This is a genomic window from Rahnella ecdela, assembly GCF_019049625.1.
GTDB classification, from domain to species: domain Bacteria; phylum Pseudomonadota; class Gammaproteobacteria; order Enterobacterales; family Enterobacteriaceae; genus Rahnella; species Rahnella ecdela.
Genome location: NZ_JAFMOY010000128.1, coordinates 131,768 through 152,946, shown reverse-complemented (window position 1 = coordinate 152,946; position 21,179 = coordinate 131,768). Strand labels below are relative to the sequence as shown.

Here is a 21,179-nt window from a genome sequence, read left to right as displayed (position 1 = left end):
CAGCCTGTTTTTGTGATCATGATCACCAAAAGTGAGGGGGTGATGGTCGTGTACGTGTGATCTCCATCACGCGCTGCCGGGTGGCTACGCGAGGCCTATAATCACGTGGTAGAGTCCGCCTCGCAGACAGCAATTCGACGGACGGATTTTTAAAGCAGTGGCAGAAAAACCGAAACAACCGTCACCGATAATTAACTGATATCACGCGCTCTATTGTCAGCGCGTATCAATAGGGGTGCGTTTTATGTTTTCACCAGACGTTAAGATCAAAGTTCAAAACTTTGGTCGCTTCCTGAGTAACATGGTAATGCCCAACATCGGCGCGTTTATCGCCTGGGGTATCATTACCGCTCTGTTCATTCCTACCGGCTGGATCCCTAATGAAACATTAGCGAAGCTGGTTGGCCCGATGATCACCTATCTCCTGCCATTGCTCATCGGTTATACCGGTGGTCGTCTGGTTGGTGGTGACCGCGGTGGTGTGGTCGGCGCAATCACCGTCATGGGTGTTATCGTTGGTGCGGATATGCCAATGTTCCTCGGCGCAATGATTGCAGGTCCGCTGGGCGGCTGGTGCATCAAGCGTTTCGATCGCTGGGTTGACGGTAAAATCAAAAGCGGCTTCGAGATGCTGGTTAACAACTTCTCGGCCGGTATTATCGGTATGCTGCTGGCAATTTTGGCCTTCCTGGCAATTGGTCCGCTGGTAGAAGCACTGTCTAAATTGCTGGCTGCAGGCGTGCACATCATGGTTATTCATAACCTGTTGCCGCTGGCCTCTATCTTTGTTGAACCGGCGAAAATCCTGTTCCTCAACAACGCTATCAACCACGGTATCTTCTCTCCGCTGGGCATCCAGCAGGCGACTGAAACCGGTAAATCTATCTTCTTCCTGATCGAAGCGAACCCGGGTCCGGGTATGGGCGTCCTGATGGCGTACATGTTCTTCGGTCGTGGCAGCGCTAAGCAATCTGCTGGCGGCGCGGCAATCATCCACTTCCTGGGTGGTATCCACGAAATTTACTTCCCGTATGTTCTGATGAACCCGCGTCTGTTACTGGCGGTTATTCTGGGCGGTATGACGGGCGTGTTCACCCTGACTCTGCTGAATGGCGGTCTGGTGTCTCCGGCTTCTCCGGGCTCCATCCTGGCGGTTCTGGCGATGACGCCAAAAGGCGCGTACTTCGCTAACATCGCGGCCATCGTGGCAGCATTTGCAGTGTCCTTCGTTATCTCTTCTTTCCTGCTGAAAACCACCAAAGCGAAAGATGGCGACGACCTGGACGAAGCAACCCGTCGTATGCAGGACATGAAAGCTCAGTCTAAAGGCGGCAAACCTGCTGTTGCAGGTGTGGCGGGTGACCTGTCTACGGTGCGTAAAATCATCGTAGCCTGTGACGCCGGTATGGGTTCCAGCGCAATGGGTGCCGGTGTTCTGCGCAAAAAAGTGCAGGATGCAGGACTGACCAACATCAGCGTGACCAACAGTGCCATCAACAATCTGCCTGATGATGTAGATCTGGTGATTACGCACCGTGACCTGACTGAACGCGCCATGCGTCAGGTGCCGCATGCACAGCACATTTCACTGACCAACTTCCTCGACAGCGGCCTGTACACTGACCTGACTTCCCGTCTGGTGGAAGTGAACAAAGCCAGCCAGTATAAAGAGAAAGTGACCACAACGCTGGGTGACAGCATCGTGGCGGACAATGAAAACGAAAACCTGTTCCGTATCAGCGAAAGCAACATCTTCCTCGGCCTGAGCGCGGGCACGAAAGAAGAAGCGATTCGTTTTGCCGGTGAGCAACTGGTGAAAGGCGGGTATGTTCAGGCAGAATATGTGGAAGCGATGCTGGCACGTGAACAGCTGACCTCGACGTATCTGGGTGAATCCATCGCTGTGCCACACGGCACCATCGAAGCGAAAGACCGCGTACTGAAAACCGGTATCGTGTTCTGCCAGTATCCGGCGGGCATCCGCTGGGGCGATGATGAAGATGACCGCGCACGTCTGGTCGTCGGAATCGCAGCACGCAATAATGAGCACATCAACGTCATCACCAAGCTGACCACAGCGCTGGACGAAGACGGTGTTATCGAGCGTCTGGCGAATACCACCAGCGTTGAAGAAGTTCTGTCCATTCTTCGCGGCTGATATTGAGCGGTTAATCGAAAAGTAATTACTAAGCGGGTCTTGCGAGACCCGCTTGTTGATTCGGAGCCCGGTGCTCCTCACGATTTGAAGGAATAAATATGAAAGCATTACATTTTGGTGCAGGTAATATTGGTCGCGGTTTTATCGGTAAATTACTTGCCGATGCCGGGATTGAACTGACGTTTGCCGATGTCAGCCCTGCTTTGCTGGATGCACTGAACAGCCGCAAAGGTTACGACGTGCACGTTGTCGGTGAACAGGCCACCGTTGAGCCTGTCAGCAATGTGAATGCCGTGAACAGCGCCGGTCAGGATGCCATTAACCTGATCGCTGAAGTGGATTTAGTGACCACTGCCGTCGGCCCGACCGTGCTTGAAAAAATCGCGCCGAACGTTGCCAAAGGTCTGGTGTTGCGTCATCAGCAAGGCAACCAAAAGCCGCTGAATATCATCGCCTGTGAAAACATGGTGCGCGGCACCAGCCAGTTTAAACAGCACGTATTCAACGCGCTGCCGGAAGATGAAAAAGCCTGGGTTGAAGCGCATATCGGTTTTGTCGATTCCGCGGTAGACCGTATCGTTCCGCCAGCGGCTGCCGGTACCACCGATCCGCTGGAAGTCACCGTTGAAACCTTCAGCGAATGGATTGTGGACAAAACACAGTTCAAAGGTGAATTGCCGCAAATCGCCGGTATGGAACTGACTGATAACCTGATGGCGTTCGTCGAGCGTAAACTGTTCACCCTGAATACCGGTCATGCGATCACTGCGTATCTCGGTCAGCAGGCTGGCCACGCGACAATTCGTGATGCGATCCTCGACGAGAAAGTCCGTCTGGTCGTGCGTGGTGCGATGGAAGAAAGCGGTGAAGTGCTGATCCGTCGTTACGGTTTTGACCCGGAAAAACATTTCGCCTACATCGAAAAGATTCTGACCCGTTTCGAAAACCCTTACCTGCATGACGACGTTGAGCGCGTTGGCCGTCAGCCCCTGCGTAAACTGAGCGCAGGCGACCGACTGATTAAACCGTTGCTGGGTACGCAGGAATACCGTCTGCCGAACGATAATCTGATCAGAGGAATTGCGGCTGCAATGCATTACCGCAGTGAACAAGACCCGCAAGCTAAAGAACTGGTAGAATTGCTGGAGAAAGTAGGGCCAAAAGCTGCCCTCGCCCAGATTTCAGGTCTGCCGGAAGATGGCGAAGTTGTGGCGAAAGCCGTCGCTCTCTACGAATCGATGCACTAATACTGCGTTTATTTTGATTTCGCCAACACCAGGCAAAGAAAGCCCTGTCGGGCAGGATGTTTCTGCCCGACATGCGCGCATCATGGATGACGCCAGGGGCGCTGTCAGCATCGGCACTTTACTGCAAGTAAGCCCTATGGAAAAAGCTCAGGCGTTTGAAAACCGTGTACTTGAAAAGCTTAATGCGGGTAAAACCGTGCGCAGCTTTTTGATGACCGCTGTGGAATTGCTGGCCGAAGCGCTGGATATTCTGGTGGTGCAGGTTTTCCGCAAAGACGATTACGCAGTGAAATATGCCGTCGAACCGTTACTGACCGGTACCGGTCCGCTCGGTGATTTGACTGTGCGTCTCAAACTGATTTACGCGCTGGGTGTGATCAGCCGTCATGAATACGAAGATGCCGAATTACTGATGGCGCTGCGTGAAGAGCTGAATTACGACGGTGAAGAGTATCGTTTTACCGATGATGAAATTCTCGGTCCGTTCGGCGAACTGCATTGTGTGACTGAACTGCCACCGGCACCGACTTTCCTGAAACCTGGAGAAGCCGACGAATCGCTGATCGCCATGCAACGTCAGCGCTACCAGCAAATCGTCCGCTCCACGATGGTCCTGTCCGTGACCGGGCTGATCGCCCATATCAGTAATCAGCAGCCCTCACGATTATCCCCGGTGCAAAAATAAATCCCCGTCATACTTCGAGCTGCAGATGCGTTGGCTGCGTTCAGTCACCCGAATCACTTACTTGTGTAAGCTCATTGTGACTCCATCACTTGCCGCCTTTCTGCAACCCGAACTATTTTGGGGATCCGCTTTAGTTAAGTGCATGGCGCACTTCGCCAATCAGAAGCCACAGCGCAGTTAACGCCATCATGCCGCCCATGATGGTATTGAACATTTTCAGCTTCCATTCCACACGTAACGCCTGGCGTAACCTGTCACCCATCACCACCCAGACCAGAATGCACGGCAGATTGATCAGCGCGAAGCCGATACAAATCAGCAACGTGTGATGCAGCATATTGCCATCGGGCGGCGTAAACAGAATCGCCACGTTGGTCGCCATCAGCCAGGCTTTCGGGTTCACTGCCTGAAATAATGCGCCATTAATCATATTCATCGGCTGCTGTTTCTCGCCTTCTTTCGGCGAGCCGGAACGATAAATTTTCCACGACAGCCAGAAAAGATACGCGCAGCCGATTGCCGCCATCGGCAGGCGCACGACCGTCATCCAGCTGAGTAAAATCGCCAGCATGGAGGTCATCAGGGCGCACTGCACTACGCAGCCGAGAGTGATCCCCAGCATCATCGGCACGCTGCGGCGCAGCCCGAAATTGACGCCTGAAGCGGCGAGCAACAGATTGTTCGGGCCGGGCGTTATCGACATGACGGTGACGTAACTGACAAAAGCGGTATCTATCATTTTAGTTTTCCTGCATCCCCTGTTTTCCAGAGAACCAGAATAATCAGAGACCGGGAAAGGTAACAGAACCAAAAATACGCTATTGTCATGGTTACAGATTGCCTTAAGGAAAACTGTTTCCATCACTTTTCACGGAACTGACACCATGACTGACACGGCAGATTTCAGCGACACCCGATATAACCAGCTGGCGGAACAACTGGCGGACGCCATTCGTCGCGGCACACTCGCGCCGGGCAGCCGTTTGCCGTCAGTGCGGCGCAGCGCGCAAACCTGGTCAGTCAGTATTAACACTGTGGTGGCGGCATACCGGCGGCTGGAAGATCGCGGGTTTATTGAGGCGCGCCCGCAGTCCGGATTTTATGTCCGTGCCGCGCTGCCTGCGCTGACCCATCAGCCGCATGAGCAGCCGCAGACGCCCGCCGCAGAACCGGCAGATGAAGTGCTGGACTTGATCGACAAAGTCTTCGCCTCGCAAATCGACCCGACCTACACCAATCTTTCGCTGGCCTGTCCGCAGTCGAATGATTTTTACCCGACCAGAAAGCTCGGGCGGATTATGTCGTCACTTTTGCGACGCCAGCCGAATCTCATCGGGCAATACGCGCTGCCGCCGGGCAGTCCGGCGTTACGTCAGCAAATCGCCCGCCGCGCACTGACGCTCGGCATGATTTTAGAACCCGCTGACATCACGATTACCCACGGCTGCATGGAGGCGTTGCAGCTGGCGCTGCGCGTCACCACCAAACCGGGCGACAGCGTTGGGCTGGAAACGCCGACTTATTTTTATCTGCTGCCGATGCTGGCGAGCCTTGGGCTGAAAGCGGTGGAAATCCCGACTGATCCGCAAACCGGTTTATCGCTGGATGTGCTGGAAATGCTGCTCACCGAAAAGCGCCTGAATGCAGTGATCGCCATGCCAACGGCGCAAAATCCGCTGGGCTTTACCATGCCGCTGGCGGCGAAAAAACGGCTGGCACGCCTGATGAACGATCACCAGGTGCCGCTGATTGAAGACGGTTTGTATGCGGAAATTCAGTTCGGTGCGACGCTGTCTCCGGCCGTGAAATCTTTTGACCGCGATGGCTGGATCCTGTTTTGCACCAGCTTCACCAAAACGCTGGCCCCTGATTTTCGTATCGGTTGGGTGGAAGGGGGGCGCTTTGCTGATAAGCTGCATAAACTAAAAGCGGTATCGTCGATGGCGGAATCCGCTTTGCTTTCCCAAACGCTGACGGTGTTTCTGGAATCGGGCGGTTATGACCATCATCTGCGGGCTTTGCGTAAGCGCTATGCGTCACAAGTTGAGCAGGCTCGCGCGCTGATCGCCCGCCATTTTCCGCAGGGCACTCGCGCTACACAACCGGCCGGTGGCTTCGTGATTTGGGTCGATTTCCCGCCGGGCGTGGATTGCGTCACGCTGTTTCACCAGTTGCTGAAAGATAAAATTTGTATGACGCCGGGGCAGTTATATTCGCCGAGCGGGCGCTACAGTAACGGGCTGCGGTTGTCGTGCTGCTATGTTTTTGATACGCGCTATATTTCGGCGATGATCCGCATTGGTGAGCGGGCGTGCGAGATGTGCGGTTTGCCGCCGGGGCTGGCAGAAACGCAGGAGCAAGCTGAAGAATCGCGCACTTCCTGATACACTGACGTTTATTATTCCCAATTTACAGTCGTGCCCGCTGCGGCATGAACGGATCTGAAACCATGAAAGAAGTCGAAAAAGCCGAGATCAAGCGTCTCAGCGATATGCTGGATGCACTGAATCACAAAGATGCGACCGTTATTCAGGCAGGTAATGCTGAACTGATCGACAAGCACGAAGAAGAGAAAGAAAAGCTGGCTGCCGAGATCGCGCGTCTGAAAGAAGTTCGTGTGAAAAAACTCAGCACCGAAGCGCAGAAGCTGGAAAAGCTGTTCAGCCGTGAAATCACCAAGAAAGAACAGGCTGATATGGGCACGCTGAAGAAAACCGTGCGCGGCATCGTGGTGGTTCACCCGATGACTGCACTGGGCCGCGAAATGGGCCTGAAAGCGGTGACCGGTTTCGCTAAGAAAGAATTTTGATCTAACACCCGGGCAGACCAGTCGGCTCTGCCCCGGTGTAAAAATTACTTCCCAAACAATCTCCGCCCGAAATCCTCTATCTTGCGATTTACCAGACGCATTTGCATGGTTTTGCTCCAGCTCGCCGAAATTCCCGCCGCAGACATCAGACGCCGGTACTGTTCTTCATCGAACGGCATATGAAACGCGATTGAAATCGCTTCAGCAACGGAGACATCGCTGTTGCGCGTCAGTAATTCCAGCGGACGATCGCCACTGGTTTTGCCCGAGCCCACGACGCGATATAACCAGCCGCAGCGGCCGCTTTGCTGCAACAGCGGCGATAAATTCTGGCAGTCGAGAAAATGATTCAGCTTGTAGCAGGGCGCGCGTGGTTGCGTGACCTGAATCAGCGTTTCACCCCAGCGGAAAATATCGCCGATAAACACGTTATCTTCGGTCATGCCGAGCGTGGAAAGGTTTTCGCCAAAAGCAGGCGGATGGAAACGTTCTTCTTCTTCGGGAAACTGCTGACGCAACCAGGCGTAATGTTCGCGTGGGAAATGACACAGGGCGCGGTCAGCACCACCGTGGTATGACTTTTCGGCTTGCTGATCGCCTTCCAGCCCTGAAGGGGTGAGTAACACGCCGCCATCGACCTGGCGTTTAGCAATCGCGCTGGGTGAAAAATCGGGGTATTGCTCGATAGCACCGATGTACACGTCGGGATAATGCATAAGCTCTCCGCTGCTGAAATGTCACTCGTTCAAGCATAACCTGCATTGGGCAGCGGGAATAGAAGGAATACCTGCGCGCAATCAGGCGACTGCGCGCAGGAAAAACAGATCAGAACGTTTCCCAGTTTTCCTGGCTGGTTTTGTTCTGTACCGGGGCAAGCATCGGACGACGAAGCTGAGCGGACGCCGGGGCATTCAGCGTATTGCCGTTTTCCGCCAGACGGAATACCGAGACCGCCTGTGTCAGCGTTGCGGCCTGATCCTCAAGGGAATCTGCGGCGGCAGAAGACTGCTCAACCAACGCGGCGTTCTGCTGGGTGGTACTGTCCATCTCCACAATCGCCTGTGATATCTGCGCGATACCCCGGCTTTGCTCGTCAGATGCCGAGGCGATTTCACCCATAATATCGCGCACATGTGAGACGGATTTAACGATGTCCTGCATGGTACGACCGGTATTTTCCACCAGCTTCGCGCCGGTACTGACGCGTTCCACCGATTCTGCAATCAGCCCTTCAATCTCTTTCGCCGCCTGCGCACTGCGTTGCGCCAGCGTGCGGACTTCAGAGGCCACCACGGAGAAACCGCGACCCTGCTCACCGGCACGTGCGGCTTCAACGGCGGCATTCAGTGCCAGAATGTTGGTCTGGAAAGCGATGCCGTTAATGACTGACGTAATTTCGGCAATCCGTTTTGAGCTGCCGGAAATCTGCTGCATGGTATCAACCACTTCGCCGACCTGTTTGCCGCCGAGCGTTGCCGTGCCCGAGGCTTCGCTGGCCAGTTTGCTGGCGTGATGGGCGTTATCGGCGTTCTGCTTCACCGTCGCGCTCAGTTCTTCCATGCTCGCGGCGGTTTCTTCTACTGCCGCGGCCTGCTGTTCGGTACGTGAGGAAAGATCGGTATTCCCCGCAGCGATTTCAGCCGCTGCGTGAGACACCTGCGAAACGCCGGAACGGATTTCATAAATCATGGTGCTCAGATTCTGGCTCATTGCGGACACCGCGTTCATCAGCATACCCAGCTCATCGCGACGTGTTGTCGGATGTGCGGCGGTCAGATCACCCTGAGCAATGGCTTCGGCGGTTTTCAGCGTATCGCGCAGCGGCTGGGCAATCTGGCGGGTAATGCGCCACGCAATAATGATGCCGGCCAGCATAACGGCCAGGGTAATCACCAGCATGATCATCTGTGCATGGCTGATATCCTGATGCGTATTATCCAGCTCGTTTTTGAAGATTTTCGCCACCAGAGCGTTCATCTCGGCGGCTTTTACCGACAGCAGCTGGGAGTTTTTCTGTTCATCTTCATAGGCGGGCATATAGGCAACAACGTGGCTTTTATAGGTTGCCAGTGCGCTCATCAGCGGGGCGAGAGTGGCCTGCTGATTCGGCAACAGCAGCGCATTCAGCTTTTTGGCATTCGCCTGCGTGTCATCAATCGACTGCAACAGTTTGGCTTCGGATTCTTTATTAATGCTCAGCAAGAGACCGCGCACGTTATAACGCACGCTGATCAGTTTCTGAATCACCTCAGCCAGCGAAAGACGAATGGAAGGATCGGCGTCTTCTACGCGCAACTGATCTTGTAAACGCGTCACCACGGCTTCAGTTTCGGAAAGGTTCCAGCTCGCGCGCACGGCATCTTTTTTATCGACCGCCAGTTTGAAGGCGTTCTGAGCCTGCTGATACTCATGAATTTTAACCGGTACCTGATTGAGTTCGGCCAGGCTGGTCGCGTCCCACTCAAGCTGGTCATTCGACTGCGCAATCAGCTGCGAAAGCGCGTGGATTTTGTCCTGATTTTGTTTGAGGTATGCCGGGTCATAATTGAGCTGATACAGCGTGCGGCTGAGACGGGCGTCGTTGAGCAACGCATTCATCTGGTTGCTGAAATCGACTTTTTCAGCGCGCTGGCTGATATCGTTAAATTTGATCATGCCAGCAGCGGTAATCGCTACCGCGATCAGAAGGACCAGCCCGAAGCCCAGACCCAGTTTGGTGCCGACTTTGAGATTATTCATCCACTGCGAAAGACCTGTTCCGTTGCTCATTCTCATTCTCCGTCGAACATCCCTTTAAAATTAATAAGTGGTTTTGTGACGCCTTTGTGAACAACCTATCGGTGGACTTAAGAGAAACTTTATAGGGAGCGGAGCGTATTTTTGATTAATGCGAGCGGGATCGGATAAGGGCAGTGGACGAGCAAATGATTGGCAATAAAACAGTGATCAGGCTCAGGCTTTTACTCCATGAAAACGGACATAAAAAAGGCGGGTCAGCGACCCGCCATTGGCGGAAACATCGTGCCCGTTAAGGGCGGTAAAGCGAAATTACTTCGCTTCAGCCAGACGTTTTGCTGCTTCGTCCCAGTTTACAACATCCCAGAAGGCTTTGATGTAATCAGGGCGTTTGTTCTGATATTTCAGGTAGTAAGCGTGCTCCCAAACGTCCAGACCCAGCAGCGGGTAACCGGATGCGCCGGAAACAGCTTCGCCCATCAGCGGGCTGTCCTGGTTTGCAGTTGAAACAACGGCCAGTTTGCCGTCTTTCAGAACCAGCCATGCCCAGCCTGAACCGAAACGAGTGGTTGCTGCTTTCTCAAAAGTTTCTTTGAAAGCGTCAACGCTGCCGAAATCGCGTTCGATAGCAGATTTCAGTTCGCCCTGCAGGGTGGTGCCGGTTTTCAGGCCTTTCCAGAACAGGCTGTGGTTAGCGTGGCCGCCTGCGTTGTTACGCAGTGCAACTTTCTTATCCGCAGGCACTTTGTCCAGGTTTGCGATCAGCTCTTCAACAGGAAGTTTTGCCAGTTCTGGCAGGCTTTCCAGTGCAGCGTTCGCGTTGTTCACGTAAGCCTGGTGGTGTTTAGAGTGATGGATTTCCATCGTTTCTTTGTCGAAATGCGGTTCGAGTGCGTCGTATGCGTAAGGCAGTGATGGCAGTGAATAACTCATGTTCATCGTCTCCATAGTGTAGGGCGGCACCGTCATTGTGAGCACCGCGTAATCAGTCGGATCATTATAGTTAATTAAATGATATTGAAAATGATTATCTATGCTCCATGCTTTGTACGGGTACTCGTAAGCGCCTGTTATACGGGGCTTAGAACCAGATAACCGCAAACAATCCTAAATTGTCTAAAGGCACGTGATGCTTAAAGTGTTAACGCAGTCTTTGCGGATGCGTATACACCGTTGCCCGCCCTGGTTTGCTGAAACCGACCAGCGTCAGGTTACATTTTTCGGCAACGTCTACCGCCAGCGTCGTGGCTGCGGAGACGGCAAACAGAATTTCGACGCCGCACATCGCGGCTTTCTGCACCATTTCATAGCTGGCGCGGCTCGACACCAACGCGGCACCTGTTTTCCATTCGCTTTGCTTTTCACGCAGGCCGAGCATTTTGTCGAGTGCCACGTGACGTCCCACGTCTTCGCAGCCACCCAGTAATTCACCCTGCGATGTTATCCATGCAGCGGCGTGCGTACAGCCGGTGAGCTGGCCAATTTCCTGCACGGATTTAAGCTGATTCAATGCGTTATCCAGATTTGCCAGCTCAAACGTTTGGGTAAACGGCAGCGGTGCGAGCGGACGGAACAAATCGCCCAGTTGCTCAATGCCACACACGCCGCAACCGGTGCGGCCCGCCATGGCACGGCGGCGCTCTTTCAGTCCGGCAAAACGGCGGCTCGATAATTCGATGTTAACTTCAATACCGTTACAGTTTGGTGTCACATCCAGCCCGAAAATATCCGCCGCCGATTCAATAATCCCTTCCGACAGCGAAAATCCCAGCGCAAAGGCTTCGAGATCTTTCGGCGACGCCATCATCACCACATGCGAGATCCCGTTATAGACCAGCGCGACGGGGACTTCTTCTGCAATCCAGTCGTTTTCCAGTTCGCCAGGATGTGTGCGCTGCATCACCGGTTTTTGGCTGGCTCCGATGATCTGAGTCACTTTTTTATCATCTTTTTCGGCCAGTTCTTTTACTTGATGGACATCCATTGGCAATAACCTTATAAACATTCCGGCTACATAAGCCGTACAAAAACTATGGATACTCGGCTTTAATTTTACCGCTTCCGCATCTGCGTCGGAAAGCGCCAATTTGAAAGCAATGTGTTAACAAATGATGGGAAGGAGTCTTTCATGCAAGTCAGCAGAAGACAATTATTCAAGATATGTGCGGGCGGTATGGCCGGCACTACAGCGGCATTATTAGGATTTACTCCCACAATGGCGCTGGCGGAAACCCGCCAATATAAGCTGCTTCGCTCCCGTGAAACCCGCAACAACTGTACTTACTGCTCAGTCGGTTGCGGCATGCTGATTTACAGCCAGGGCGACGGCGCGAAAAACGTCTCTGAAAATATCTTCCACGTAGAGGGTGACGCCGATCATCCGGTCAGTCGTGGCTCGTTGTGCCCGAAAGGCGCAGGTGTGCTGGATTACATCCACAGCGAAGGCCGTCTGAGATATCCGGAGTACCGCGCGCCCGGCTCCGATAAATGGCAGCGACTGAGCTGGGATGAGGCGATTTCCCGTATCGCCCGTCTGATGAAAGATGACCGCGACGCCAACTTCGTTGAGAAAAATGAAAATAACGTCACTGTTAACCGCTGGCTGACCACCGGCATGTTGTGCTCATCTGCGGCCAGTAATGAAACCGGCCTGCTGGATCAGAAATTCACCCGCGCGCTGGGTATGGTAGCGATCGACTGCCAGGCCCGTCTTTGTCATGGCCCGACGGTCGCGGCATTAGCCCCAAGCTTTGGTCGGGGCGCGATGACCAATAACTGGGTGGACATCAAAAACGCCAATGTCATTTTGATTATGGGCGGAAATGCGGCAGAAGCGCATCCGGTCGGATTCAAATGGGTGATTGAGGCGAAAACTAAAAATAACGCTAAAGTCATCGTCGTCGATCCGCGTTTCAACCGCAGCGCCGCCGTGGCTGATATTTACGCGCCGATCCGTGCTGGTTCGGACACTGCCTTCCTGCTCGGCATGATCAACTACCTGATTACGCATAATAAAATTCAGACCGAATACGTCAGGGAATACACCAACGCCAGCCTGCTGGTGCGGGAAGATTATGCTTTCAACGACGGCCTGTTCAGCGGCTTCGATGCGACGAAAAAATCCTACAACAAAGACAGCTGGCACTATCAGCTGGATGAAAAAGGCCTGGCGAAGCAGGACAAAACCTTACAGGACCCGCGCTGTGTCTGGAATCTGCTGAAAGAGCATGTTTCCCGTTACACGCCGGAACTGGTGGAGCGCCTGTGCGGCACCTCGAAAGAAGATTTCCTGCTGATAAGCTCCATTTTGGCACAAACCTGCGCGCGCGATAAAACCTCGACCATTATGTACGCACTGGGCTGGACGCATCACACCGGCGGCGCGCAAACCATCCGCTGTGCGGCGATGATCCAATTGCTGCTCGGCAACATTGGTATGCCTGGCGGCGGCGTGAATGCCCTGCGGGGACACTCCAATATTCAGGGTTATACCGACCTCGGTTTGCTGTCGCTGAACCTGCCGGGCTATATGCCTTTGCCTTCCGAAAAACAGACCAACTTTACCGATTATCTGCAACAGATTACGCCGCCGACGCTGGTGGACGGACAGGTGAACTTCTGGAAAAACACGCCGAACTTCTTCGTCAGCATGATGAAAAGCTTCTGGGGTGATCATGCCACGGCAGAGAACGACTGGGGCTTTGACTGGTTGCCAAAATGGGACAAAAGCTACGACGTGATGCAACAGGCCGAGCTGATGACCGAAGGCAAAATGAACGGTTACATCGTGCAGGGCTTCAACCCGCTGGCGGCGTTTCCGGACAAAAACAAGTCTTCGCGCGCGCTTTCAAAACTGAAATATATGGTGGTGATTGACCCGCTGGTGACCGAGTCCTCGAACTTCTGGCAAAACCACGGCGCGATGAACGACGTGCCGACCGCCGATATTCAGACCGAAGTGTTCCGCCTGCCATCTTCCTGTTTTGCTGAAGAAAACGGTTCGATTGTGAACTCCGCTCGCTGGCTGCAATGGCATTTTCAGGCCTCTGAACCACCAGGTGAAGCGCTGCACGACGGCAAAATTATCGCGCGCCTGTTTATGAAACTGCGCGAGCTGTACCAGAAAGAAGGCGGCGCGAATCCGCTGCCGGTGATGAATATGGCGTGGGATTATCAGGATCCGCTCGACCCGCTGCCGGAAGAAATCGCCCGCGAAGCCAACGGCAAAGCGCTGGCTGATATCCATGACGATCAGGGCAATCTGCTGGCGAAAAAAGGTCAGCAGCTCTCGACCTTTGCGCATCTTAAAAACGACGGCAGCACCGCCAGTTTCTGCTGGATTTACGCCGGTAGCTGGACAGAAGCCGGTAACCAGATGGCGCGCCGTGATAACGCCGATCCCTCCGGTCTCGGCTGCACGTCAGGCTGGGCATGGTGCTGGCCGCTCAACCGCCGCATTCTGTATAACCGCGCCTCCGCTGACCCGCAGGGCAAACCCTGGGATCCGAAACGCGAAATCATCCGCTGGGATGGCGCGAAATGGACCGGCTTTGATGTCCCGGATTACAGCGCCGCAGCGCCGGGTTCCGGCGTCGGGCCGTTCATCATGCAACAGGAAGGTGTCGGGCGTTTATTCTCCACCGACAAAATGGCCGACGGCCCGTTCCCTGAGCATTACGAACCGATTGAATCGCCGATTGGCACCAATCCGCTGCACCCGAACGTTATCTCAAATCCGGTCGCGCGTATTTTTGCCAGCGATCTGCCAAATATGGGCACCGCCAAAGATTTCCCGTATGTGGCGACCACTTATTCGATCACCGAATTATTCCGCCATTGGACCAAACACGCGTTACTGAATGCCATCGCTCAGCCTGAGCAGTTTATCGAGATCGGCGAAGCTCTGGCCGCCTCGAAAGACATTGCGCAGGGCGATGAGGTGAAAGTCTCCTCGAAGCGCGGATTCATCGTGGCGAAAGCCGTGGTGACCAAACGCATCCGGCCGCTGACCATCGACGGTAAACACGTCGATACCATTGGCATTCCTTGCCACTGGGGCTTTGAAGGCGCGACGCGTAAGGGCTACTTAGCCAACACGCTGACGCCGTCAGTCGGCGATGCTAACTCGCAAACGCCGGAGTTCAAGGCGTTCCTGGTTAACGTGGAAAAGGTCTAACGGAGGCGAATTATGGCAATGCAATCACAGGACATACTTCGTAAGTCCGCAACCAACGGATTCACGCCAGCGCCGCGCGCCCGTGACCATCAGCAGGAAGTGGCGAAACTCATCGACGTCACCACCTGCATCAGCTGTAAAGGCTGTCAGGTCGCCTGTTCCGAATGGAACGACCTGCGCGATGAAGTCGGGATTAATACCGGCGTTTACGACAATCCGCTGGATCTCAGTGCGAAATCCTGGACGGTGATGCGTTTCTCAGAAGTGGAACAAAACGGCAAGCTGGAATGGCTGATCCGCAAAGACGGCTGCATGCACTGTGCCGATCCGGGCTGTCTGAAAGCCTGTCCGGCGGAAGGCGCGATTTTGCAATACGCCAATGGCATCGTCGATTTTCAGTCGGAACATTGCATCGGCTGCGGTTACTGCATCGCCGGTTGTCCGTTCAACGTTCCGCGCATCAACAAACAGGATAACCGTGCCTATAAATGCACACTGTGCGTTGACCGCGTGAGCGTCGGTCAGGAACCGGCTTGCGTGAAAACCTGTCCGACCGGTGCAATCCATTTCGGCACCAAAACCGCGATGCAGGATTTAGCCGCAGAACGCGTCAGCGAGCTGAAAGGCCGCGGATTTGAACACGCCGGTTTGTACGATCCGCAGGGCGTCGGCGGCACGCACGTGATGTACGTGCTGCATCACGCCGACAACCCGCAGCTGTATCACGGGCTGCCGAAAGATCCGGCGATCAGCGCGGCGGTCACTTTATGGAAAGGTGTCTGGAAACCGCTGGCCGCAGTGGGCTTCGCGGTGACCTTTGCGGCGGCGGCCTTCCATTTCCTCGGCGTGGGGCCGAATTACGTCAAAGAGGAAGAGCATGCGCAAGGAGAAGATAAACATGACGATGAGGAGAAACGGCCATGAAAAAAGAGAAGTTAATCCAGCGCTATAACCTGGCGGAACGCCTCAATCACTGGATTGTTGCCTTTTGTTTTGTGACGCTCGCACTGAGCGGTATCGGCTTCTTTTTCCCATCGTTTAACTGGCTGATGAACGTGTACGGCACCCCGCAAATGGCGCGCATTCTGCACCCGTTCTTCGGCGTGGTGATGTTCGTCTCTTTCCTCGGCATGTTTTTCCGTTACTGGAAACACAATCTGCCGGAAAAAGACGACATCGTGTGGGCGAAAAACATCGGCAAAGTGCTGACCAACCATGAAGTCGGTGACACCGGCCGCTATAACTTTGGTCAGAAATGCGTGTTCTGGGCGGCGATCAGCTGTCTGGTTCTGCTGATGGCCAGTGGCGTCATTATCTGGCGTCCGTGGTTTGCGGATTACTTCCCGATCCCGCTGATCCGTCTGGCGCTGCTGGTGCATTCGCTGGCCGGTATCGGGCTGATTCTGGTGATCATCATGCACATCTACGCCGCGACCTGGGCGAAAGGCTCTATTGACGCGATGACCGGCGGCAAAGTACCGGTGTCATGGGCGAAGTATCACCATCCGCGCTGGTATCGTCAGGTGCGCGATGAAGAGCAGAAAAAAGAACAAGACGAGAGCGGGAGGAAAGCCGGATGAGCATCCAGATAGTTGCGCAGGACTTACTGGCTGACGGTAAAAAAACGGCGGGAGACATTCCGCCGGTACTGTTCGCTAACCTGAAAACGCTCTACCAGAACCGTGCCGATCGCCTGAAAAAACTGGCAGAAGACAGCCCGCTCGACGGGTATCTGAACTTTGCCGCCACGATTTGTGATGCGCAGCAGCAGGTGCTTGAGACATTCCCGCTCGAAATCGATCTGAGCGCCGAATTGCAAAAAGCCGCCGGTAAACCGCCGCTCGATTGCAGTCTTTACCCGCGTACGTCGCACTGGCTGAGACTGCTGGACGCGCTGATTGCTGTCCTCAAACCGGAGGCTTCTGAGCCGGTGCGTGCGGTGCTGGAACGTCTTGAACACTCCCCGAACCTTCAGCGTGAAATGATGGCGACAGAACTGCTATGCCAGGATTTCAAACACGTTCCCGCCGACAAAGCACCGTTTATCTGGGCGGCGTTGTCCCTGTACTGGGTGCAGATGGCGGCGCAACTGCGGGGCGTCGGGCGTGCGGATTACGGCGAAAACCGCCAGTTCTGTCCGGTTTGCGGCAGTATTCCGGTTTCTGCGGTGATAGCGGCCAGCGGTCTGCGTTATCTGCACTGCAATCTTTGCGAAAGTGAATGGCACGTGGTGCGCGCGAAATGCAGTAACTGCGATGAGATGGAACATCTCAATCTTTGGTCCATCGACGACGAACAGGCAACGGTAAAAGCGGAATCCTGTGATGATTGCGGCGCGTACCTGAAACTGATTTATCAGGATAAAGATCCGCAGGCAGACGCCGTTGCCGACGACCTGGCGACGCTGCTGCTCGATGACCGCATGGAAGATAAAGGCTTGTCTGGCAGCGGGATTAACCCGTTCCTGTTTCCCGCGCAATAACCTGTAAATCTGGCAGCCGTAACTGGTAAACCCCGGCACGGCTGCTAGCTTTAAAAGAGGTTCCGGCGAAAACAGGAGGGTCTGATGAAGTTGATCGGCAGTTATACCAGCCCGTATGTGCGCAAAATTTCGGTGATGTTGCTGGAAAAAGGCATCCCCTTTGATTTCATCAACGATACCCCTCATGAACCGGGCTGCAAAATCACGCAGTTCAATCCTCTCGGTAAAGTCCCCGCGCTGGTCGCCGACGATGGCGAAATTTTCTATGATTCCCCGATTATTGTGCAGTTCATTGAGCTGATGAATGTCGCGCCGACGCTGTTGCCGTGGCAGCCGCTGGAAGCTTTGCGGGTTAAGCAAATCGAAGCACTGGCCGATGGCGTGACGGATGCCGCTGTGGCATTAGTGTTGGAAGGCCGCCGCGATGCCGATAAGCGAAATGAAGCGTGGATTTTGCGTCAGCGGGAAAAGCTGCTGCGCGGGCTGGATGCACTGGAAAAACATGCGGCCAGCCGTACGCTGCTCAATTCTGAAAGCCTCAACGTGGCCGATATCGCCGTCGCCTGCTGTCTGGGGTACATCAACTTCAGGCGTATTGCGCCAGGCTGGTGTGTCGAACATCCCGAGCTGATAAAACTGGTTGAACGCCTGTTCCAGCGGGAGAGTTTTGCGCGCACGACGCCACCTGGAAGCGGTAACGCCAGCGTTGCAGCAAAAAAGGTGTGAAGCCGCTCGAAGAGTTCTCTTTACATCCCGCCGGTTAGATTTTCACTGCCTAAACTTTATGCAGCGCTCTGCTAAAACCTGCTGCATAAAGGAGTTCCATCATGGCTTATGATAAAAACCCTCATGCCGTCAAACCGGAAGAATACGGTTTCCCGCTCAAACTCAAAAAACAATACGACAATTTCATTGGGGGTGAATGGGTCGCGCCGGTGAAAAAAGGGTATTACGACAACCTGACGCCGGTCACCGGTGAAGTGCTGTGTAAAGTCGCCAGTTCCAGCACCGATGACGTTGAACTGGCGCTGGATGCCGCCCATAAAGCCAAAGACGACTGGGGCAAAATGCCGGTACAGCAGCGGGCAAACCTGTTGCTTAAAGTCGCCGATCGTATGGAACAAAACCTCGAATTGCTGGCAAATGCCGAAACCTGGGATAACGGTAAACCTATCCGCGAAACCAGTGGCGCAGATGTGCCTTTAGCCATCGACCACTTCCGCTATTTCGCGTCCTGCGTACGTGCGCAGGAAGGCGGGATCAGCGAAATCGACAGCGAAACTGTCGCCTATCACTTCCACGAACCGCTGGGCGTGGTGGCGCAAATCATCCCGTGGAACTTCCCGCTGCTGATGGCCTGCTGGAAAATGGCACCGGCGCTGGCGGCAGGTAACTGCATCGTGCTCAAACCGGCAAAACTGACCCCGCTTTCTGTTCTGCTGCTGATGGAACTGGTGCAGGACATTCTGCCTGCGGGCGTCATCAATGTGGTTAATGGTGCAGGCGGAGAAATCGGTGAATATCTGGCGACGTCTAAACGCATCGCCAAAGTGGCCTTTACCGGTTCGACTGAAGTCGGCCAGCAAATCGCAGGATATGCCGCACAAAACCTGATCCCGGCGACGCTGGAACTGGGCGGTAAATCCCCAAATATCTTCTTTGCGGATGTGATGGACAAAGAAGATGAGTTCTTCGACAAAGCGCTGGAAGGCTTCGCGCTGTTTGCCTTCAATCAGGGCGAGGTTTGTACCTGTCCGAGCCGCGCGCTGGTGCAGGAATCTATCTACGAACGCTTTATGGAACGCGCCATTAAACGCGTTGAGGCGATAAAAACCGGTAATCCGCTGGATATGGAAACGCAGATGGGCGCTCAGGTCTCTGCCGGTCAGATGAAAACTATTCTGGATTATATCGAAATTGGTAAAAAAGAGGGCGCGGAAGTGCTCACCGGCGGCGCGAAGAAAAAACTCGAAGGCACACTGAACGACGGTTATTACCTGCAGCCGACCATTCTGCTGGGTAAAAACAACATGCGCGTTTTCCAGGAAGAAATCTTCGGACCGGTGCTGGCAGTGACCACGTTTAAAGATATGAATGAGGCGCTGCAAATCGCCAACGATACGGCGTACGGACTGGGGGCGGGCGTCTGGAGCCGCGATTGCAACGTGGCCTATCACATGGGGCGCAACATTCAGGCCGGTCGTGTCTGGACCAACTGTTACCACGCCTATCCGGCGCATGCGGCGTTCGGCGGCTACAAACAGTCCGGTATCGGGCGCGAAACCCACAAGATGATGCTGGATCACTATCAGCAAACGAAATGTTTACTCGTTTCTTATTCGAGTAAACCGATGGGGTTATTCTAAGTTTTAATGGGGCTATTTTACTTGGTATTTTGAACCCGGGCAGTACTCAGAATCCTCACGTACTCTGTGTACGCTCCGGTTCTTCCGTGCAGTCCGTGTCCAAACTCCCTGCGCCAATAACGCCCCGGCATCGGCGTTATTGGCGTTTTAGTATTAAACTACGCTATTTGGCGGCAATACCACCTGACGGCTACGCAGGAAAACCACCACCAGCGCCAGCCACGCAAGGCCGCTGAACAGATTGAACATGTTAAACATGCCCGCTCCGCCTTCGACGTAAGCCACTTTTGCCAGCTCAATTCCCAGCGTGAAAATCATCATGCTGATCACACCCATTGCAGCAGAAACCGTGCCTTTGCTCATGTCGCTGGAGAACAGCGTCAGGCGGTACAAACCGGCGTTGGCCACACCAATTCCGAAGGCATACAGGCTCAGACCGGCGGTCATCCACAGATACGCGTGCGCGGAAAACAGCGTGGCCACGGCGGCTACCAGCAAACCGACGACCATCGGGCCTGCGCCCAGCTTAATCAGATATTCGACCGTGCGTTTGCCGGTCAGGCGCGCGAGCGTCATGTTGCCGATAATCAGCGCGCCGAAAATAGGCACCTGCAGCATGCCGTAATCGTAGGCCGCTAAGCCTTCGCCGCTGATTAAAATGACCGGCGACTGGGCAATCCATGTCAGCAGCGGCAGGCTGGCAAAACCAATCGCCAGCGCGCCACACACGAACTGACGGTTATTCAGCACATGTTTGTAATCACGCAGCAGGCTGGGCATGGAGAACGGTTCACCGAGGCGGGAAGCCGTTTCCGGCATGGATTTCCACAAACCCCACAGCGCAATGGCGGCGAGCACGGCAAATATTACAAACATCAGCTGCCACGGCGCGACGTGGATCAGCGCCGCACCGGCCAGCGGGCCGAGCAGAGGTGCAATCAGCGCGACGTTGGCCATCATGGCGGTAATCTTGATACACACCGATTCTTCAAAGGATTCCTGTATCGCGGCATACCCGACGGCGCCGATAAAGCACAGGCTGATCCCCTGAAGGAAACGCATCACCATGAACTGTTCGATATTTTGTACGAACAAAATCGCCAGACAGGTGATGATGAAAAAGGTCACGCCGGTCAGCAGTACCGGACGACGCCCGCGGCGGTCTGACAACGGCCCGAGCAGCCATTGCAGGAACATCCCGCCAGCAAGATAGGCGGTCATGGATGTCGGCACCCATTCTTCCCCGGCATTGAAATTAGCCACGACGGCCAGCATACCCGGTTGGATCATATCGTTACCGATATAGGTCGCGAACTCGAAAAGTACCAGACACAGAGGGAACAAAAGTGCCTGCCGACCCAAAAGGGACGCAGTATTTGGAGAATTATGCATTTTTAGTTATTTCACAGGCGTAAGGCTAATTGTTTGAAAATTAGCAGAAAATAAGAGACTGTCCGGGCGGGTTTCGCAAGCGAGGCAGCAATATCGGCTATTTTGCCGATAATTTGAGCGCAACGCAA

The 21,179-nt window shown here is 54.3% G+C and carries 17 protein-coding genes; 11 read left to right on the top strand and 6 right to left on the bottom strand.

From position 1 onward, the window contains the following. The first annotated feature begins 244 nt into the window (after window positions 1–244). From J1784_RS15450 to J1784_RS15440, 3 genes are all read left to right on the top strand, one after another. Window positions 245–2,158 (top strand): PTS mannitol transporter subunit IICBA, encoded by a 1,914-nt coding sequence (locus J1784_RS15450; protein ID WP_217149971.1) that lies wholly within the window; start codon window positions 245–247, stop codon window positions 2,156–2,158. A gap of 98 nt (window positions 2,159–2,256) precedes the next feature. After that, window positions 2,257–3,405, top strand: a complete 1,149-nt coding sequence (locus J1784_RS15445) for a mannitol-1-phosphate 5-dehydrogenase (protein ID WP_217149970.1) — start codon at window positions 2,257–2,259, stop codon at window positions 3,403–3,405. A gap of 136 nt (window positions 3,406–3,541) precedes the next feature. Continuing rightward, window positions 3,542–4,090, top strand: a complete 549-nt coding sequence (locus tag J1784_RS15440) for an MltR family transcriptional regulator (protein ID WP_217150046.1) — start codon at window positions 3,542–3,544, stop codon at window positions 4,088–4,090. A 130-nt stretch (window positions 4,091–4,220) separates the two neighbouring features. Here the strand turns inward: J1784_RS15440 and J1784_RS15435 are convergent, their stop codons facing one another. Next, window positions 4,221–4,829, bottom strand: coding sequence for a LysE family translocator (locus J1784_RS15435; RefSeq protein WP_217149969.1), 609 nt, complete (start codon window positions 4,827–4,829; stop codon window positions 4,221–4,223). Window positions 4,830–4,974: 145 nt separating this feature from the next. On the opposite strand from J1784_RS15435, the gene J1784_RS15430 reads away from it, so the two are divergent. Further along, entirely contained in the window at window positions 4,975–6,474 is a 1,500-nt protein-coding gene (locus tag J1784_RS15430) for an aminotransferase-like domain-containing protein (RefSeq protein WP_217149968.1), read from the top strand. Between the two features lie 65 nt (window positions 6,475–6,539). Then, window positions 6,540–6,899 carry a YibL family ribosome-associated protein gene (locus tag J1784_RS15425; protein WP_120163138.1) on the top strand — a complete coding sequence of 120 codons (360 nt, stop codon included), beginning with the start codon at window positions 6,540–6,542 and terminating at the stop codon, window positions 6,897–6,899. Between the two features lie 44 nt (window positions 6,900–6,943). Here the strand turns inward: J1784_RS15425 and yiiM are convergent, their stop codons facing one another. The 4 genes from yiiM to fdhD form a co-directional block, all read right to left on the bottom strand. Continuing rightward, on the bottom strand, window positions 6,944–7,615 hold the full coding sequence (gene yiiM / locus J1784_RS15420) for a 6-hydroxyaminopurine reductase (protein ID WP_217149967.1): 672 nt from the start codon (window positions 7,613–7,615) through the stop codon (window positions 6,944–6,946). A 109-nt stretch (window positions 7,616–7,724) separates the two neighbouring features. Next, on the bottom strand, window positions 7,725–9,668 hold the full coding sequence (locus tag J1784_RS15415) for a methyl-accepting chemotaxis protein (RefSeq protein WP_217149966.1): 1,944 nt from the start codon (window positions 9,666–9,668) through the stop codon (window positions 7,725–7,727). 279 nt (window positions 9,669–9,947) lie between these two features. Next, on the bottom strand, window positions 9,948–10,568 hold the full coding sequence (gene sodA, locus J1784_RS15410; RefSeq protein WP_113876859.1) for a superoxide dismutase [Mn]: 621 nt from the start codon (window positions 10,566–10,568) through the stop codon (window positions 9,948–9,950). 208 nt (window positions 10,569–10,776) lie between these two features. Further along, the gene (gene fdhD, locus J1784_RS15405) at window positions 10,777–11,619 is read right to left on the bottom strand and encodes a formate dehydrogenase accessory sulfurtransferase FdhD (RefSeq protein ID WP_217149965.1); all 843 of its coding nucleotides are present in this window, start codon (window positions 11,617–11,619) and stop codon (window positions 10,777–10,779) included. Between the two features lie 144 nt (window positions 11,620–11,763). Between fdhD and fdnG the strand changes: the two genes are divergently transcribed. From fdnG to exaC, 6 genes are all read left to right on the top strand, one after another. Further along, window positions 11,764–14,811 (top strand): formate dehydrogenase-N subunit alpha, encoded by a 3,048-nt coding sequence (fdnG, locus tag J1784_RS15400; RefSeq protein WP_217149964.1) that lies wholly within the window; start codon window positions 11,764–11,766, stop codon window positions 14,809–14,811. Window positions 14,812–14,823: 12 nt separating this feature from the next. Then, window positions 14,824–15,735, top strand: a complete 912-nt coding sequence (fdxH, locus tag J1784_RS15395; RefSeq protein ID WP_217149963.1) for a formate dehydrogenase subunit beta — start codon at window positions 14,824–14,826, stop codon at window positions 15,733–15,735. Continuing rightward, on the top strand, window positions 15,732–16,391 hold the full coding sequence (gene fdoI, locus J1784_RS15390) for a formate dehydrogenase cytochrome b556 subunit (RefSeq protein ID WP_217149962.1): 660 nt from the start codon (window positions 15,732–15,734) through the stop codon (window positions 16,389–16,391). Before fdxH ends, fdoI begins: the two co-directional genes overlap by 4 nt. Further along, window positions 16,388–17,293 (top strand): formate dehydrogenase accessory protein FdhE, encoded by a 906-nt coding sequence (gene fdhE, locus J1784_RS15385; RefSeq protein WP_217149961.1) that lies wholly within the window; start codon window positions 16,388–16,390, stop codon window positions 17,291–17,293. The genes fdoI and fdhE overlap by 4 nt, the downstream gene beginning before the upstream one ends. An 84-nt stretch (window positions 17,294–17,377) precedes the next feature. Continuing rightward, window positions 17,378–18,019 carry a glutathione S-transferase gene (locus J1784_RS15380; RefSeq protein WP_217149960.1) on the top strand — a complete coding sequence of 214 codons (642 nt, stop codon included), beginning with the start codon at window positions 17,378–17,380 and terminating at the stop codon, window positions 18,017–18,019. A gap of 101 nt (window positions 18,020–18,120) precedes the next feature. Next, complete coding sequence (exaC, locus tag J1784_RS15375; protein ID WP_217149959.1) at window positions 18,121–19,659, top strand: acetaldehyde dehydrogenase ExaC; 1,539 nt, start codon at window positions 18,121–18,123, stop codon at window positions 19,657–19,659. Between the two features lie 153 nt (window positions 19,660–19,812). On the opposite strand, the gene J1784_RS15370 is transcribed toward exaC, so the two are convergent. Further along, window positions 19,813–21,051 carry an MFS transporter gene (locus tag J1784_RS15370; protein WP_217149958.1) on the bottom strand — a complete coding sequence of 413 codons (1,239 nt, stop codon included), beginning with the start codon at window positions 21,049–21,051 and terminating at the stop codon, window positions 19,813–19,815. Window positions 21,052–21,179 lie beyond the last annotated feature (128 nt).